6 protein-coding genes and 1 pseudogene are annotated in these 18,620 nt (G+C 69.5%); 5 read left to right on the forward strand and 2 right to left on the reverse strand.

The window, feature by feature from the left end; translation table 11 throughout:
* Positions 1–44: 44 nt before the first annotated feature.
* Positions 45–1,283, reverse strand: a complete 1,239-nt coding sequence (locus tag A5764_RS11570) for a sodium-dependent bicarbonate transport family permease (protein WP_067113313.1) — start codon at positions 1,281–1,283, stop codon at positions 45–47.
* A gap of 726 nt (positions 1,284–2,009) precedes the next feature.
* On the opposite strand from A5764_RS11570, the gene A5764_RS11575 reads away from it, so the two are divergent.
* Positions 2,010–3,362, forward strand: coding sequence for a salicylate synthase (locus A5764_RS11575; RefSeq protein WP_067113316.1), 1,353 nt, complete (start codon positions 2,010–2,012; stop codon positions 3,360–3,362).
* A 168-nt stretch (positions 3,363–3,530) separates the two neighbouring features.
* Here A5764_RS11575 and A5764_RS11580 read toward each other — a convergent pair whose 3' ends face one another.
* Positions 3,531–5,189 (reverse strand): (2,3-dihydroxybenzoyl)adenylate synthase, encoded by a 1,659-nt coding sequence (locus tag A5764_RS11580; RefSeq protein WP_067113319.1) that lies wholly within the window; start codon positions 5,187–5,189, stop codon positions 3,531–3,533.
* Between the two features lie 108 nt (positions 5,190–5,297).
* Between A5764_RS11580 and A5764_RS11585 the strand changes: the two genes are divergently transcribed.
* The 4 genes and pseudogenes from A5764_RS11585 to A5764_RS11600 all read left to right on the forward strand — a co-directional run.
* A complete protein-coding gene (locus tag A5764_RS11585) occupies positions 5,298–9,578 on the forward strand; it encodes a non-ribosomal peptide synthetase (RefSeq protein ID WP_067113322.1) in 4,281 nt (1,426 codons plus the stop codon).
* Positions 9,568–10,890 (forward strand): polyketide synthase, encoded by a 1,323-nt coding sequence (locus A5764_RS11590; RefSeq protein WP_067113324.1) that lies wholly within the window; start codon positions 9,568–9,570, stop codon positions 10,888–10,890. Before A5764_RS11585 ends, A5764_RS11590 begins: the two co-directional genes overlap by 11 nt.
* Positions 10,890–13,950, forward strand: a pseudogene (gene mbtD / locus A5764_RS11595) (mycobactin polyketide synthase MbtD). The gene A5764_RS11590 and the pseudogene mbtD overlap by 1 nt, the downstream one beginning before the upstream one ends.
* Positions 13,943–18,620: non-ribosomal peptide synthetase (locus A5764_RS11600; RefSeq protein WP_067113330.1), on the forward strand; the 4,678-nt coding region annotated here is incomplete at its 3' end. The pseudogene mbtD and the gene A5764_RS11600, both read left to right, overlap by 8 nt.

Here is an 18,620-nt window from a genome sequence, read left to right on the forward strand (position 1 = left end):
AGGTGTGAACCACCGCGCCGCTCTGACTGCCGGGCCAGATGTTCTCAGGTGAACCAGTGCCCGATCATGCGGTTGATCTCGACATAGAGCGGGATGCCGATGGTGACGTTGTAGGAGAACGTCAAGCCGAGCGATGCGGCAAGCGGCAAGGTGGGACTGGCCTCCGGGATCGCCAGCCGCTGGACCGCCGGGACGGCGATGTAGGACGCCGCGCCGCACAGCACCGCGAACAACACGTACGTGCCGGGCTTGAAATCGGTGTGCGTGAGGTAGGAGTAGAAGTGCGCGACGAAGATCCCCAGCGGCGCAAAGATATTCGGCGCAAGCAACCCGAAGAAGATGAATCCGGGTCCGGCCGATCGCAGGTCTCGGAGCTTGCGGGACGCGGTCATGCCCATCTCGAGCAGGAACAGACACAGCACGCCCTGGAATGCCAACACGAAGAACTTGTCGTCGTCTTGGACGACCTTCTGGCCCTGCAGCCCACTGATCAGACCGATGAGGATGCCGCCGAACAGCAGGACGAGACCGGGGTTGAGGAAGACCTCCTGCAAGAGCTCACGAGAGAAAAGCGGCATCCGCTTGGCCTTGCCGATCGCCGGGCTCTGGTCGGGCTCCCAGTTCGGATGCTCGAGCTTCTCCATCGAGAGCTCGAGTTCCTGCTCGACGCCGCGTTCGTTCTCGGCCTCCAGGCTTCCGCCGTGGGGCGGCCGCGCGGCGGCGCCGGGACCGACACCGACCCTGACCGGCGGGGTGTAGCCGGGCTCGTCGGGCATGTAGCCCGCCTCGTTCAGGCCGCGGTGCCGCAGGCGCGCCACCAAGTACAGCGCCACCAGGCAGCCCGGGATCTCCATGACGGCCAGCATCACCGGCATGTAGGCGTTGAACGCCATGCCGATGGCGGCCAGCACGGCCACGCAGGTGGCGAACGTTCCCGCAGAGTCCGAGCCGTAGTAGCCGGCGACCGTGGCCCTATCGACTCGCCGCATCGAACTCAAGCGGCCCAGCAGCACGTAGGCCAAGAATCCGATGACGAAGTTCAGCAGGAAGCCCACGACCACGAAGCCAATGATATTGCCGACCTCGTCGGGTTTGATCTGGGCGAGCTCTTCGCCTCCGTGCCAGCCGATGGCCAGCAACAGGTACATTGTCAGGCCCTGATAGATGACGTAGGGAAACTCGAACCGCACCTTCAAGATCGGGATCAGGAATCCGAAGTAGAAGAAGAGCAGAAGCGGCTTGAACAAGTTGTGCGTGAAGTTGTGCCAGAACTCTTGCAGCATTGGTGCCTCTCTTTTCAGCGGTGATCAGGGGAAGCACCGTCCGTAACCGGGGCAACCACGGAATCCCGAAACCGTGCAAAATTTAGCCCCGCGATTACGGCACCGCCACTCGGATACGGCCCGAAATGCCCAGGTTTGGCCTCCGCTTGCCGAATGGGGCGGTTTTGCTAAAGCCGGTGGTCACAGCCGCGCTGGTAGGGCCATACGACGCGGAATTAGCGTGAATCCACTGTGACTATTCTGTGTGTTCACTGTGGGGATAGCGTGTCGCGGGGCACCCGACGGCACCCGCGTCGGGGGCGGCGCGGATGCCCTAGCGCGGGAAGGCCCAACAGGAGCTCACACCGAAGACGCGCGATCCGTGAGGTTTTTCCCGAGGCCTGCAACGAGATCTTGACGGCCCGCCGGGGCCGTCGGCGATCGGCAGCCCCTAGCAAACCGTGCGCGGCGCCTCCCGCGTTTCTCACACGCCAGGCGCACTGGGCGAACCCATGTTCTCACCGTCATCGATTTCATCGATCGGCGCAGCGCAGAACATTGTTAGCTGGGCAGACCGAAAACGCGGGTCGTTAAAGTTCTGTTAACGCCGTCCGCCGGGCGTCTGACCGGCGATTCCGCCGTGGCGAACTCTCTCCGTGCGCCTTGGTCACCCCCTCCTGGGGTGCTGTTGAGCCGGTGACGGGAGGGGTGGCGCGCGGTTTCATAGGTTAGGCTACATTTACTTCCGTGACCGAGGTCAGCGTCGAGACGAGTCTCATCGGCACCGCGTCGCCGCCGATCCCCCTGCCTTCCGAGATCCGCCCGGCCGACCTGGCCGCCGAGCTCGCCTCGGCGCTGCCGGAACGGCTCGGCGAGGAATACCTGCTTTACGAGCGTGACGGCCAATGGGTGCTGGCCAGCGGCGTGCGGGCGATGGTGGAGCTGGACAGCGACGAGCTGCGGTTGATCCGCGACGGCGCGACCGAGCGGCAGCGGTGGTCGGGGCGGCCGGGACCGGTCCTGGCGGAAGCCATTGACCGACTGCTGCTAGAAACCGACCAGCTCTTCGGATGGGTCGCGTTCGAATTCGGCGTCTACCGCTATGGCCTACAGGAGCGGTTGGCGCCGCGAACGCCGCTGGCGCGGATGTTTTGGCCGCGCACCCGCATCGTGGTGACCGAGGATGCGGTGCACTTGTTCGGCGCGGCGGACGGCCACCGGGAGGCAGTGCGCGACTTGCTGGACGGCGGGCTGCGCCGCATGAGAGGGGCCAGGGCGGTCGATGTGACCGCCGACCCCTCCGGCTACCGCGAGCGGGTGGCGGTCGCCGTGCGCGAGATCGCGTCGGGCGCTTATCACAAGGTGATCTTGTCCCGTTGTGTCGCGGTGCCTTTCGCGCTCGATTTCCCGGCCACCTACCGGCTGGGTCGCCGCCACAACACGCCGGTGCGGTCATTCCTGTTGCGTTTGGGCGGGATCCGTGCGGTGGGCTACAGCCCCGAACTCGTGGCGGCGGTACGCCACGACGGCGTCGTGGTTACCGAGCCGCTTGCCGGCACCCGCGCGCTCGGGCGCGGTGCGGCGCGCGATCGCCAGGCTCGCGACGACTTGGAGTCGAATTCCAAAGAGATTGTCGAACATGCCATTTCAGTGCGCAGCTCGGTACAGGAGATGACCGAGATCGTCGAGCCAGGCACGGCGGTCGTCGCCGACTTCATGACGGTGCGGGAGCGGGGGAGCGTTCAACACCTGGGCTCCACGGTCACCGGCCGGCTGGCTCCCTCGCGCGACCGGATGGACGCGCTGGAAGCGTTGTTCCCGGCGGTCACCGCGTCGGGCATCCCGAAGGCTGCCGGCGTCGAGGCCATCCTGCGTCTCGATGAAGGCCCCCGCGGACTGTATTCCGGTGCGGTCCTGATGGTTTCGGCGGATGGCGGGCTCGATGCGGCGCTGACGCTGCGCGCCGCCTACGAACACGACGGCAAGACGTGGTTGCGGGCCGGTGCCGGGATCATCGAAGCATCCGAACCCGAGCGCGAGTTCGAGGAGACTTGCGAGAAGCTTTCTACGCTGGCGCCGTATCTGATCCCACGGCACTGACGTCCCGCGCAAGGTGCTCAAGAGGGAAGGAACGCTGACGCTCAGCGGACGATAATCGCCGTTTTCGGTGGGTCGTCCATCGGCCCAGGTTTCGGGTCGCGGTCGCCCGGGTACCAAAGTCGCTGAGCGTAACGCCGATTGCGGATGTGCCCGACGTCCGCGGCGGCGTTACGCTCCTTGCTGCCCCGGCCCCTCCGGGTTGCCGAGCCGGCGGGCGATCGCCTTCTTGTCGACCTTGCCGATCGGCGTGGTGGGCAGGGCGGCCATCGCCACCAACACGTCGGGGCGGGCGTGGGCGGCCACCCCGCGCGCGTCGAGGTGGGCATTCAATTCCGCCAGGGTGAGCGGTTGCCCGCCGAAAACTACTGCTGCGCAGATCTTTTCGCCCAGAAACCGATCGGGCAGCGCAACCGCCGCGGCCGCGAAGATCGCGGCATGGCTCAGCATGTGCTCTTCGAGGTCGGCCGCGGCGATGGTTTCTCCGCCGCGGCAGATGACGTCTTTCACCCGGCCGGTGACCACCAGATACCCGTCGTCCCTGCGGCGCACGAGGTCGCCGCTGCGGTAAAAGCCGTCGGGATCGAAGCAGCGCTCATTGTCGCGTTCGGCGCGGAAGTAGCCGTTGATCGTGTATGGCCCGCGCACCAACAGCTCCCCTTCGTCACCCGGGGCGACGGGCTCGCCCGCTCCGTCGACGACGCGGACCTCGTCGGCGGCACACAACGGGCACCCCTGGGTGTTCTCGATGATTTCCGGAGGATCGTCCAGGCGGGTGTAGCTCAGCAGCCCCTCGGCCATCCCGAACACCTGCTGCAGGCCCGGGGTCAGCGCGGCGCGCACCAGCCGGGCGTCCTCGGGCTCCAGTTTTGCCCCTCCAACTTGCAGCAGCCGCAACGACTTTGGCGGCGTCGGCTCCCACTCGCAGGCATGCGCCCACAGCTTGGCCAGCGCCGGCACCAGGGCGGTGACCGTGACGCCGTGACGCGCGACGGCGGCGAAGGCGGCTTCCGGGCTGGGGTCGGTGCCGAACACCGTGGTGGCGCCCGCGGTCATCGCCCCGAGCAGGCCCGGGCAGGCCAACGGGAAGTTATGGCCCGCCGGAAGGACCGCCAGGTAGACGTCGTCGGCGCTGAGTCTGCAGAGTTCGGCGCTGGCGGTCGCGTTGTACCGGTAGTCGTCATGGGTGCGGGGGATCAGCTTGGGGGTGCCGGTCGTACCGCCGGAAACCAGCAGCAGCGCGGGCGCCGCCGGGTCGGCCGGCACCACGGGCGCCCGCGCGGGGCTTTCATCGCACAGCCGCGCCCACGAGGTGAACGGCCCCGGGTCGCCGTCGACGATGACGTGGTGCAGCGTGGGGTGACCCCGGACGAGGTCACGCGCCATGGCCGGGTAGTCGAAACCGCTTGTGGCATCGGCGATCACGAGCGCGGAGGCCTGGCTGACCGCTGCGAAGTGTCTCAGTTCGGCGGCCCGGTGGCCGGGTAGGCACATCACCGGGATCGCCCCGGCCCGCAACAACCCGAACAGCGCCACCGCGAACTGGCAGCCGTTCGGCAGCTGCAGCAGGACGCGGTCACCCGGCGCGATGCCCAGCCCGCGCAGTCCCGCGGCCGCGTGGTGGGCCCGCACGTCGAGTTCGGCATAGCTCAGGCCGCCGGCCGCGAGGGCGTCGATCACGGCGGTCCGGTCGGGCCAGCGCCGCGCCGCGTCGGTCAGGATCGTGTCCAGGGTGCGCCCGGCCCAATAGCCCGCCGCCCGGTAAGAGGTGGCCCGGTCGGCCGGGAACGGCACGAATCCCACCAACGTCTGCGGTGTGTTCGGGGGCACGTGTCTCCTCAACAGGGATCAGCCGGGGGGTGGTAGCGGCGACGTAGGCATCGAGGATAGGGTAACCAAGCAACTTAGGGCAGCCTTTGCTAATTCAGGAGGATTTTCGTGGTGCGTGCCCCGGCGTGCTCGGAGGACATCCGCGCGGAGGTCGCCGAATTGCTCGGCGTCCACGCCGACGCCATTCACCCGGCTGGAAACCTCGTCGGCCAGGGCCTGGACTCCATTCGGATGATGACGCTGGCCGGTCGCTGGCGCCGGCGGGGCATCGCCATCGATTTCGCCACGCTGGCCGCCACGCCGACTGTCGAGGCCTGGTCCGAGCTGGTTGCGGCCGGCGGCGTGGGACATGTTGGCGAGGGATCGGCCCCGCCCGTCGACGCCGATCCCTCCCACCAGGGTGAGCCCTTTCCGCTCGCCCCGATGCAGCACGCGATGTGGGTGGGCCGCCAGGACAACCAGCAGTTCGGCGGGGTGGCCGGGCACCTCTACGTCGAATTTGACGGCGGCGCGATCGACCCGGACCGGCTGCGCGCGGCGGTCACCCGGCTTGCGCTTCGCCACCCGATGCTGCGGGTGCGGTTCCTGCCCGACGGCACCCAGCGCGTGGCCACAGCGGACGAATGCGGGGACCTTCCCGTCACCGTGGTCGACCTGCGCGGGGATGCCGAAGGTGCCGAGCGGCAGCTGGCCGCCCTCCGCGACGCCAAGTCGCACCAGCAGCTCGACGGCGGCGTCTTCGAGCTCACGCTGACCCGGTTGCCGGGCGACCGGTCGCGGCTGCACGTCGACCTGGACATGCAGGCCGCCGACGCGATGAGCTACCGCACCCTGATGGCCGACCTGGCCGCCCTGTACGCCGGTCGTGACCTGCCCGAGTTGGGTTACACCTATCGCGAATACCGCCAGGCCATCGCGCACCAGGAAGGCCGGCCGGACCCCGCCCGCGGCGCCGACCGAGACTGGTGGGCGCGGCGCATCCCACAACTGCCCGACCCGCCCGCGCCGCCCTCGACGGGGGGCCGCGATTCGCGCACCAGCACCCGGCGCTGGCACTGGCTGGACCCGGCGACCCGCGACGCGCTGTTCGCCCGCGCCCGAGCCCGCGGAGTGACACCGGCGATGGCGCTGGCCGCGGCGTTCGCCACCGCCCTGGCGCGCTGGTCGGCCACGTCGCGGTTTCTGCTGAACGTCCCGCTGTTCGGGCGCCAGCCCCTGCACCCCGACATCGGCCGGTTGGTCGGCGACTTCACCTCCTCGCTGCTGCTCGACGTCGACCTCACCGGCGCCCAGACCCGGGCGGCGCGGGCGCACGCCGTGCAGGACGCCATGCGCACCGCCGCGGCCCATTCCGCCTACCCCGGGCTCTCGGTGCTGCGCGACCTGAGCCGCTATCGCGGCACCCAGGTGCTGGCGCCGGTCGTCTTCACCAGCGCGCTGGGCCTCGGCGAACTGTTCCACGCCGATGTCACAACGCAATTCGGCACCCCGGTCTGGCTCATCTCCCAGGGCCCCCAGGTGCTGCTCGACGCACAGGTCACCGAATTCGACGGTGGGGTGCTGGTGAACTGGGACGTGCGCGATGGCGTCTTCGCGCCGGGCGTCATCGACGCCATGTTCGCCCACCACGTCGACGAACTGCTCCACCTGGCCTCGACCGACGACGCGTGGGACGCCCCCGGCCCTTCGACGCTGCCGGAGTCACAGCGCGCCGTGCGTGACGCGGCCAACTGCCGCGCGGCCGAGCCGAGCGGGGAAGCGCTGCACGACGGGTTCTTTCGCCGCGCCCAGGAGCAGCCCGACGCGCCCGCGGTGTTCGCCGGTTCCGGCGACCTCAGCTACGCGCAGCTGCGCCGCCAGGCGCTGGCCGTGGCAGCGGCGTTGCGCGCGAACGGGATCGGCCCCGGCGACACCATCGCGGTGATGGGCCCGAAGACCGCCGAACAGGTGCCCGCGCTGCTCGGCATCCTGGCCGCCGGTGGCGTGTACCTGCCGATCGGCGTCGACCAGCCGCGCGACCGCGCCGAGCGCATCCTCGACACCGGCGGGGTGCGCCTGGCCCTGGTGTGCGGCGGGCGGCCGCTGTCTGCACAAACGGAGATGCCGGTGCCGTCTTTGGTGATCGCCGACGTGCTGCGCGACGCGCCGGCGGTTCCCGAAACCGAGCCTGACATTGCGCCCGCCAGAACGGATCCCGCCGAGCTCGCCTACGTGTTGTTCACCTCCGGTTCGACCGGGGAGCCCAAGGGTGTGGAGATGACGCACGACGGCGCCATGAACACGGTGGAATTCCTCACTCGCCACTTCGGCATCGGCGCCACCGATCGGTGCCTGGCCGTGTCGACGCTGGAATGCGATCTATCCGTGCTCGACATCTTCGCCACCCTGCGCGCCGGGGGGGCGATCGTCGTTGTCGACGAGGCGCAGCGCCGCGATCCCGACGCGTGGGCCCGACTGATCGATACCCGCGGGGTCACCGTGCTGAACTTTTTGCCGGGCTGGCTGGAGATGCTGGTCGAGGTCGGGCAAGGGCGACTGTCGTCGCTGCGGGTGGTTGCCACGGGCGGCGATTGGGTGCGCCCCGGCCTGGCCCGCGGGCTCAAGGCGCAGGCGCCCGACCTGCGCTTCGCCGGGCTGGGCGGCGCCACCGAAACCGCCGTGCACGCAACAATTTTCGAGGTGTCCGAGGAGCTGCCGGCTCACTGGACCGCGGTGCCGTACGGCAGGCCGTTTCCGAACATCGCCTGCCGGGTCGTCGATGACACGGGCGCCGACTGCCCGGACTGGGTGCCCGGCGAGCTGTGGTTCTCGGGGCGCGGCATCGCCCGTGGCTACCGCGGCCGCACCGAACTGACCGCCGAGCGCTTTGTGGAGCACGAGGGCCGGATCTGGTACCGCAGCGGAGATCTGGCGCGCTACTGGCCGGACGGCACCCTGGAGTTCGTCGGCCGCGCCGATCACCGGATCAAGATCAGTGGATATCGCATCGAACTCGGCGAAATCGAGGCCGCGCTGCGACGGGTGCCCGGGGTGCGCGCTGCCGTGGCCGCCCTGGTGCCCGCGCCTGGTGACACCGACGTGCTCGCCGCGGCGGTCCGCCTTGACGACACCGGGCGGACCGCCCAACGGATCCGCGAGGACCTTGCCGAGCTCGTTCCCGCACACATGATCCCGCGGCATGTTGCGGTGGTCGAGCGCATCCCGTTCACCGACGGCGGCAAGATCGATCGGAGGGCCGTCACGGCGCTGCTCGCCGAGGCGTTGGCCGGGCGACCCGAAGGCGAGTCGGTGCCGCACGAGGCGCCGCGCACGCAGTTGGAACGGGCGCTGTGCCACATCGTCGCCGAAATCCTGGGCCGGGACCGCGGCGCGACGGGTGTACACGACGACTTCTTCTCCCTCGGTGGCGATTCCGTGCATGCCACGCAGGCCGTCGCCGCCATCCGGCAGTGGCTCGATTCGCCGAGCCTGATGGTCGCCGACGTCTTTGCCGCAAGGACCGTCGCCGCCCTCGCGGAATTGCTCACCGTTCGCGAAGCCGGCGGCGACCGGCTCGAGCAGGTAGCCGACGTCTATTTGGAGATCGCGGACATGTCGAGTGGCGACGTGTTGTCGGCGCTCGGATCGGAGCTCGAGCCGGCCACCGAACCAGGCCAACGGGAGTTCAAGCCCTGGGTGAAGCGGTTCACCGGTAGCGCTTCGCGTGGGTCGGTGATCGTGTTCCCACACGCCGGCGGGGCCGCCGCGGCCTACCGGTCACTGGCCAAGGCGTTGTCGGCCAACGACGTCGACGCTTACGTGGTGCAGTATCCGCAGCGGGCCGACCGGCGAAACGATCCCGCGGCGGACAGCATCGGCGCGCTGGCGCTCGAGTTGTTCGAGGCCGGTGACTGGCCATCGGTGGCTCCGCTGTCGGTGTTCGGTCACTGCATGGGCGCCGTGGTGGCCTTCGAGTTCGTCCGCATCGCCGAACGCAACGGCGTGCCGGTGCGCGCACTGTGGGCCTCCGCCGGCCAGCCTCCGTCGCTGGTGGCCGGGTTTGGACCGCTGCCGACCAGCGAGCGCGGCGTGCTGGCCGACATGGTGGATCTCGGTGGCACCGATCCCGTGCTGCTGGACGACCAGGAGTTCGTCGAACTCCTGGTGCGGGCGGTTCAGGCCGACTACCGCGCCCTGAACGCCTATTCATGCCGGCCCGACGTGCGCATCAATGCCGACATCCACGCGCTGGGCGGCCATGGTGACCACCGGATCACCCGGGAGATGTTGGCCGCCTGGGAAACTCACACATCGGGACGATTCACGCTGTCGGATTTCGAGGGCGGTCACTTCTACCTCAATGATCACCTCGACGCGGTGGCCCGCATGGTAAGCGCCGATGTCCGCTAACGATCCGGTCGTCGTCGTCGGGCTGGCGCTGGAAGCACCCGGCGGGGTGGAAACCGCCGACGATTTCTGGGCGTTACTGTCCGAACAGCGAGAGGGGCTTGGGCCGTTTCCCACCGATCGAGGGTGGGCGCTTCGCGAGTTGTTCGACGGGTCCCGGCGCGACGGATTCAAGCCCATCCACAACCTTGGCGGATTCCTGTCCAGCGCAACAACTTTCGATCCAGAATTCTTTCGCATCTCACCGCGCGAAGCGGTGGCAATGGACCCGCAGCAGCGGGTAGCGTTGCGGCTGGCATGGCGCAGCCTGGAGAACAGCGGCATCAATCCCGACGACCTGGCCGGCCACGACGTCGGCTGCTACGTCGGTGCGTCGGCGCTGGAGTACGGTCCCGGGCTTTCGGAGTTCTCCCACCACAGTGGGCATCTGATCAGCGGGACGTCGCTGGGCGTCATCTCGGGGCGCATCGCCTACACGCTGGACCTGGCCGGTCCGGCGCTGACGGTCGACACCTCGTGCTCCTCGGCCTTGACCGCGTTTCACACCGCCGTCCGGGCGCTCACGGCCGGCGACTGCGACCTCGCGCTGGCCGGCGGGGTCTGCGTGATGGGGACCCCGGGGTATTTCGTCGAGTTCTCCAAGCAGCACGCGCTGTCCGACGACGGCCACTGCCGGCCCTACAGCGCGCACACCAGCGGAACGGTATGGGCGGAGGGCGCGGCCATGTTCGTGCTACAGCGCCGATCCCGCGCGGCCGCCGACGGGCGCCCCATCCTCGCCGAGGTGCGTGCCAGCTGCCTGAACTCTGACGGACGCAGCAACGGGCTGACGGCGCCCAGCGGCGAGGCGCAGCTGCGACTGTTCCGGCGCGCCATCGCGCAGGCCGAGGTGGAGCCCGTCGACGTCGGGATGGTCGAAGGGCACGGCACCGGCACCCGGATCGGTGACCGGACCGAACTGCTGTCGCTGGCGGCCAGTTACGGCACCGCGCCGGCCGGACGGGGACCGCTTCTGGGGTCGGTCAAGTCCAACATCGGGCATGCGCAGGCCGCGGCGGGCGCCCTGGGCCTCGCCAAGGTGATCCTGGCAGCCGAACACGCCACCATACCTCCGACCCTGCACGTCGACGAGCCAAGCCGCGAAATCGACTGGGACAGCCAGGGTTTGCGGTTGGCGGACAAGATGACGCCGTGGCAAGCCGTGGACGGATGGCGGACCGCGGCGGTGTCCGCGTTCGGGATGAGCGGCACCAACACCCATCTGATCGTGTCGATGCCGGACACCGCCGACCCATCCGCGCGCAAGGTGGCCTGATGGCGCGCAACCGACTGCCCGACGGGCGGATCCCCGTCCTGCTCAGCGCCCACGCCGACGGCCTGATCCCTGCGGATGCCCGGGCGATCGCCGACTATCTCGACCGCTCTCCGGAAACGACTGTGGCACAGGTGGCCCGGCAGCTGACCAACACGCGACAGGTCCGCCGGCACCGGGCAGTGCTGCGGGCCGCGGACCGAGTCGAACTCATCGACGGGTTGCGGGCGCTGGCCGCCGGCCGCGAGCATCCGCTGGTCGCCTGCTCGGCGCTGGGTTCGGCTCCCCGGCAGGCGTTCGTCGTTCCCGGCCAGGGTGGTCATTGGCCGGGCATGGGAACCGTCGCGTATCGACGGCTGCCGAGCTATCGGACCGCAGCCGACAGCTGCGCCGCGGCGTTCGAGGCCGCCGGCATCGTGTCGCCGCTGCGCTACCTGACGGCTGAGGGCGGCTCCGGCGACGAGTCGCAAAGGTTTTCCGAGGTCGAGATCCAGGGCGCACAGTTCACTCACGCCGTTGCCCTGGCCGAGGTTTGGCGCTCGTGCGGTGTGCTTCCCGACCTCGCCATCGGTCAGAGTCTCGGTGAGGTCGCCGCGGCCGTCATCGCCGGCGGCATCGCGTTGCCGGATGCCGTCGCGGTGGTCGCGGCCCGCGCCCATGTGGTGGACCGGCTGCCGGGGCGCTATGCGATGGCGACGTTGGGCATCGGTGACCGCGAGGCCGGGACGCTGATCGCGGCCACGGACGGCTGGGTGGAGCTGTCGGTGGTGTATTCCGCTGAGACCGTTGCCGTCTCTGGCGATCGCGACGCGGTGCTGGCCATCGTCGATGAGGTCCGCTCCCGCGGTGGGTTCGCCCGCGAGATCACCGCGAGCTTCCCGGGACACACCAGCCTGCTCGAGCAGTTCCGCGACGACTTCCGGGCGCAGCTCCCCGATTCGCGATTCGCCGACACACCAATCCAATTCATCGGCGGCACCACCGGCGGTGTGGTCGCGCCGAACACGCCCTTCGGCGACTACTGGTATGCAAACCTGCGCAACCCGGTGCGATTGGACCGCGCGTTCGAGTCGGCAATCCGTTGCGGTGCCGGGGCGTTCATGGAGCTGTCGGCTCACCCCGCGCTGTTGTTCTCGATCGGCCAGGCCTTCGAGGCGAACCTGCCGGACGGCCCGGCGGTACTGGTCGGCTCGGCCCGCCGCGACGAGCCGGTGCTCGACACGCTGTCGGCGAACATCGTCGTCGCGGCGGTGGCCGACCCCGGCTATTCCTGGGCGGCACACCTGGACGGCGTCTCCGACGGTGTTGGACTGCAAGGATTTCCGAACGCCCCGATGCGCGCCATCCCGATGTGGGCGCATCCGGAGCCGCTGCAGCCAATGCCCCGGCTGCCGGGGACGGAGGCCGGTCTCACGCTTGCCGTCGAGTGCTGGGAGCGGGCGGCGCCGTCCACACCTGTCGCCGGACCGCCGATGCGTTTGGCGGTGCTCGATCTCGGCGGTGACGGTGGGCTCGCCGGGCCGCTGCGTGCGGCGATCGAGTCGCACCCGGCGGCCAGGCTCAGCGCACCGCAGGACGCGCAAGTCGTGGTGGCGATCGCGCCCACCCTGGGCGGTGCCGACGCCGGGCGGGCCGCCCAGACCCTCACCGGACTGATCGGCGCCGGCCTGCTCGACTACCCGAACGCGCTCGGACCCCGCTGCCAAACGGCCTGCCTGGTCACCGTGGGCGCCGAGCGGGTCGGCGATCAAGACGCGCCGCCGGTGGCCGGGCATGCGGCGCTGGCCGCGATACACCGCAGCCTCGGGTTCTATTATCCCCCAACGGCGTTCACCCACCTTGACCTGCCGTCGTGGGAACTGCCGCCGGCTGCCGGTGCCGCGGCCGTGGCGGCATTGCTGTCCGGTGGCGGCGAAACCGCGTTGCGCGCCTCAGCGGGTGGGTACGCGCTGTTCGAGCGCTGGTTCCGCGACGCTCCGGCCGCTTCGGCGTGGCCACTGGACTCCGGGCTGCTCGACGACGTCGTCATCACCGGCGGTGCCGGCGCCATCGGTTTGCACTACGCGCGTTACCTGGCCGAGCACGGCGCGCGGCGCATCGTCCTGCTGAGCCGCCGCCCCGCGGATCCCGAGGTGCTGAACGCCCTTTCGGCCGAGCACGGCGCCGAGGTGGTGTCACCACCGTGCGACATCACCGATGCGGCCCAGTTGTCCCGCACCGCAGCGGAACACGGCGGCGCGGGCGCGTCGCTGATCGTGCACGCGGCGGGCGGCGCGACCTTCGGCACCGCCGGGCTCACCGCCGCCGCCATCGCCGAGATCACCGCCGACACCTTCGCCGCCAAGGTCAGCGGCCTGGCCCACCTGGCCGAGCTGTGGCCGGCTCGTTCGGACGCACGAATGCTGTTGTGTTCGTCGGTGTCCGCGGTGTGGGGCGGACGGGGACACGCCGCGTACTCGGCGGCCAACCGCCTGCTGGACGTGATGGCCGCCGAACTCCGCGCGCGGGGTAAGCATTGCGTCGCGATCAGATGGGGGCTGTGGCAGGCCTCGGCCGACGGCGAGTGGAACCGGGGCATCGTCGATGCGGCCGAGGCCGCGAACATCGAGCGGTCCGGGTTACGCCAGATGGCCCCGCGGGAGGCGATCAAGGCGAGCCTGCGCGAGTGGCGCGACGATCCGATGGTGTTCTCTGCCGACGCGGTCCGGCTGCGGATCTTCCTGGACAGCAGGCGGTCCGAGCCCGCCGGCAGGCCAGGGATGGAAGTCTTGCCGGACGCGGCCGACGCGGTGCTGGTCGTCGATGCGGTACGCACCCAACTGGCGGCCGTGCTCGGAATCGAGCGGGCCGGCGAAGTGAATCTCAGCGAGTCGCTCTTCGATCTGGGGGTCGACTCGATGCTGGCGGTGGATCTGCGCAAGCGCCTCAAGCGGGTGGTCGGGCGGACGGTGTCGCTCGCGACGCTGATGGGTGAAATCACCGGCGACGAACTGGTCGCACAACTCTCACGCGCCGAGCAGCGCCTGAGAAACAACACAGAAAGTGGACATTTCGCGTGACTGATATCGCCGACGCCGGCGCCCGGCTCGATGCGGCCCGCCTGGAGCTGCTGCGCCGCAGGCTCGCCGACCGCGGCCTCACATCCGAGACCGAGGATCCCCGCCCCGCTGCCGCCGACCAGCTCACCGACGGCCAGACCCGGATGTGGTTCGTGCAGATGGCCGACCCCAGCGGCGCCCTGCTCAACGTCTGTGTCTCCTACCGGATCACCGGCGACATCGATCTCGCCCGGCTGCACCATGCCGTCGACGACGTCGCGCGCCGCCATCGGCTGCTACGCACCACCTACGCCCTCAGTGAGGAAGGCGATCCGCGGCCGATCGTCCACGACGAGCTCCGCCCGCGGTGGGAGCAATACGACTTGTCCGGCTTGCCGGAACGCGCACGGCAGCTTCGCCTCGAGGTGCTGGCTCAGCGAGAATTCTCCGCGCCATTCGACCTCTCCACCGACGCACCGTTGCGAATCACCGTGGTGCGCACGGGAACCGAGGAACACGTGCTGCTGTTGGTGGCGCATCACATCGCCTGGGACGACGGCTCGTGGCGGGTATTCTTCGCCGACCTCACGAAGGCCTACCAGGGGGCCGACCTGGGGCCGGAGCGCTACCTGGCCGCCCCGCCCGGGCCGGACACCACCGAGGCCGATCTCGACTACTGGCGGGCCGTCATGGCCAACCCGCCGGAACCGCTGGAACTGCCGGGCCCGGCCGGCACGTTCATGCCGACCAACTGGCGCGCCGGCCGCTGCACGCTGCGGTTGCCCGCCGACACGTCCCAACGGGTCACGGCGATGGCCCGCGACACCGGCTGCACCCCGTACATGGTGCTGCTGGCCGCATTCGGCGCCCTCGTGCATCGCTACACGCACAGTGACGACTTTCTGGTGGCTGCCCCGGTGCTCAACCGCGGCGCCGGAACTGACGACGCCATCGGCTATTTCGGCAACACGGTGGCGATGCGGCTGCGACCGCACTCCGCGACGAGCTTCCGCGAATTGCTGAAAACGACGCGTGACGTCGCCACCGGGGCATTCGCACACCAGCGGGTGAGCCTCGACCGCGCCGTGCGTGAACTCAATCCCGACCGCCGGCACGGCGCTGAGCGGATGACCCGGGTCAGCTTCGGATTCCGCGAGCCCGACGGTGGCGGATTCCGCCCGCCCGGCGTCGAGTGCGAACGCTACGGCCTGCGCGGCAACCTCACCCAGCTACCGCTGGGTTTCATGGTCGAATTCGACGCCACCGGGGCGCTGGTCGAAGCCGAACACCTGCTGGAGATCCTCGAGCCCGCCCTGGTGCGTCAGATGCTGGATCACTTCGCCGTGCTGCTCGACGACGCCCTCGCCGAACCGGAAAAGCCGTTGGCCGCGCTGGCGGTGATGGACCCGGCCGACGCCGAGTGGCTGCATGAGGTGTCGCGCGGCGAGGCGTTCGATGCTGCCCCCAGGACGCTCGCCGACCTGGTCTCCGAGCAGGCCGCGCGTACCCCGGACGCGATCGCTGTCGTCTATGAGGGCCGCCGCCTCACGTACCGTGACATCAACGAAGCGGCAAACCGGCTGGCGCACTGGCTCATCGAGCGCGGGATAGGCAGCGAGGACCGGGTCGCCGTGTTGCTCGACAAGTCGCCGGAGCTGGTCGTCACCGCGGTGGGGATCGCCAAGTCCGGCGCGGTGTATGTCCCCGTGGACCCAACGTACCCGCGGGAACGGCTGGAATTCATCCTCGACGACTGCGAAGCGAAGCTGGTGCTGCGCGAGCCGGTCACCGACCTGGCCGGCTACCCCGGCGACGACCCCACCGACACTGACCGAATCCGGCCGCTACGACCGGAGAACACCGCGTACCTGATTTACACCTCGGGGACCACCGGGCTGCCCAAAGGCGTTGCGGTGCCACACCGCCCCGTCGCGGAGTACTTCGCCTGGTTCAGGGGCGAGTACGGGGTCGACCAGAGCGACCGGCTGCTGCAGGTCGCGTCGCCAAGTTTCGACGTGTCGATAGCCGAGATCTTCGGAATGCTGGCCTGCGGGGCTCGTATGGTGATCCCGCGGCCCGGGGGGCTCAACGACATCGGCTATCTTACCGACCTGCTGCGCGACGAGGGCATCACGGCAATGCATTTCGTGCCGTCCCTGCTCGGCCTGTTCCTGTCGTTGCCGGGTGTCAACCAGTGGCGGACGCTGCAGCGGGTGCCCATCGGCGGCGAGCCGCTGCCCGGCGAGGTGGCCGACAAGTTCCACGCCACTTTCGATGCGCTACTGCACAACTTTTACGGCCCCACCGAAACCGTGATCAATGCCAGCCGGTACAAGGTGGAGGGCCCACAGGGCACCCGGATCGTGCCCATCGGCCGGCCCAAGATCAACACCACGATGTACCTGCTCGACGATGCGCTGCAACCCGTACCGGTCGGCGTGATCGGCGAAATCTACTTGGGCGGAACGCATCTGGCGCGAGGATACCATCGCCGCCCCCGGTTGACCGCGGAGCGATTCGTGGCCGACCCGTACCGACCCGGCGCCCGGATGTACCGGACCGGGGATCTCGCGCGCCGCAACGCCGACGGCGATGTCGAGTTCGTGGGCCGCGCGGACGAACAGGTCAAGATTCGCGGCTTCCGGATCGAACTGGGTGACGTCGCCGCGGCCATCTCGGTCGACCCCACCGTCGGACAGGCCGTCGTGGTGGTCAGCGAGCTGCCGCGGCTGGGCAAGAGCCTGGTCGGCTACGTGACGCCCGCGGCGGGCGAGAAGGTCGACGTCGACCGCATCCGGGCCCGGGTGGCGGCGGCGCTGCCTGAATACATGGTGCCGGCCGCTTACGTTGTGCTCGAAGAGATTCCGATCAGCACGCATGGCAAGATCGACCGCGCGGCGCTGCCCGCTCCCGAGGTCGGTTCCGGCGCCGCGTTCCGCGAACCGCAAACGGGCACCGAGCGGCGCGTCGCCGAGCTGTTCGGCGAGCTCCTCGGCCGCGACCGCGTCGGCGCCGACGACTCGTTCTTCGACCTGGGCGGCCACTCACTGCTCGCCACCAAACTCGTTGCCGCGGTGCGTAACAAGTTCTTGGTCGAAATCGGTGTGCGTGAGGTGTTCGAACTGGCGACGGTGGCCAGGATCGCCGAACACGTCGACACCACAGACGCATCGGGTACCGGTCCGGCGCGGCCGCAGTTGACACCGGCACGCCATGACGGACCGGCGCTGCTGTCGTCATCGCAGTTGCGCAGCTGGTTCACCTACCGCTTCGACGGCCCCAACGCCGTCAACAACATTCCCTTCGCCGCGGCGCTGCGCGGCCCCTGCGACGCGCGTGCGCTGGTGGTGGCCATCACCGACGTCGTCGCGCGGCACGAGATCTTGCGCACCACCTACCGCGAGATCGACGGCGTGCCACGCCAGATCGTCCACCCGCCCGCCGAGGTGCCGGTGCGGCGCGCCGACGGGCCCGACGAGGACTGGCTGCACGCCGAGCTGGAGAACGAGCGCCGCCACGTCTTTGACCTGGAGACCGACTGGCCTATCCGGGCGGCGTTGTTCGGCGTGCCCGGCGAGCACGTGCTGTCGCTGGTGGTGCATCACATCGCCGCCGATCATTGGTCTGCCGGGGTGCTTTTCACCGATCTGCTGACCGCCTACCGGGACCGCAGCAGCGGGCAAGAGCCGTCCTGGGAACCGCTGCCCGTGCAATACGTCGACTACGGTGCGTGGCAGGCGGAGCTGCTGAACGACGGTGTCGGCATCGTCGGTCCGCAGCGCGAGTACTGGACCCACCAACTCTCGGGATTGGCAGGCGAAAATGGCCTGCGCCCGGACTTCCCGCGCCGCGGCTCGCTCACCGGCGCCGGCGACGCCGTCGAGTTCGGCTTCGGGGCGGCGACCCGCGCGAAGCTGACCGCCCTTTGCCGCGATCTCGGCATCACCGAGTTCATGCTGCTGCAGGCCGCCGTCGCGGTGGTGCTGCACAAGGCCGCCGGCAGCCCGGACATCGCCATCGGCACCCCGGTGGCCGGCCGCAACGAATCCGAGCTGGATCGGCTGATCGGATTCTTCGTCAACATCCTGGTGCTGCGAAACGACTTGCGCGGCAACCCGACACTGCGTGAGCTGCTGCGGCGGACCAGGGAGATGGCGCTGGCCGCCTACGCGCATCAGGACCTGCCGTTCGACCAGGTAGTGGACGCGGTCAATCCCGCGCGGTCCCTGTCGCGCAACCCGCTGTTCGACGTGGTGGTGCACGTTCGCGAACAGTTGCCGCAGGACCACGTCATCGACAGCGGGCCCCACGGTGACACCACGTTCAGCGCCTTGGAACCCACATTTGATGTCGCACACGCCGACATGTCGGTCAACTTCTTCGCATCCGATCCCGCCTCCGGCGGCTACCGCGGTCTCGTCATTTACCGCCCGGAGCTGTACAAACGCAGCACCGCACTACGGTTCGCGGAGTGGCTGGTCCGCGTCGTCGAGGCGTTCGCGGACCAGCCCGATCAACCGCTGCGCGAGGTCGAGATCGCCGGTCCCCAAGAGCGACAACGCATCCTGGACCGGTCCAACGCGGGCGAGGGTGTGGCGCGGGTGTACCTGCTGGACGCCGCGCTGAACCCTGTCCCGGCCGGCGTGGTGGGCGACGTTTACTACGGCGGCGGCCCGGTCGTCGGCGCCCGGTTGC

The sequence above is a fragment of the Mycobacterium sp. 852002-51057_SCH5723018 genome (genome assembly GCF_001667035.1).
Classification (GTDB): domain Bacteria; phylum Actinomycetota; class Actinomycetes; order Mycobacteriales; family Mycobacteriaceae; genus Mycobacterium.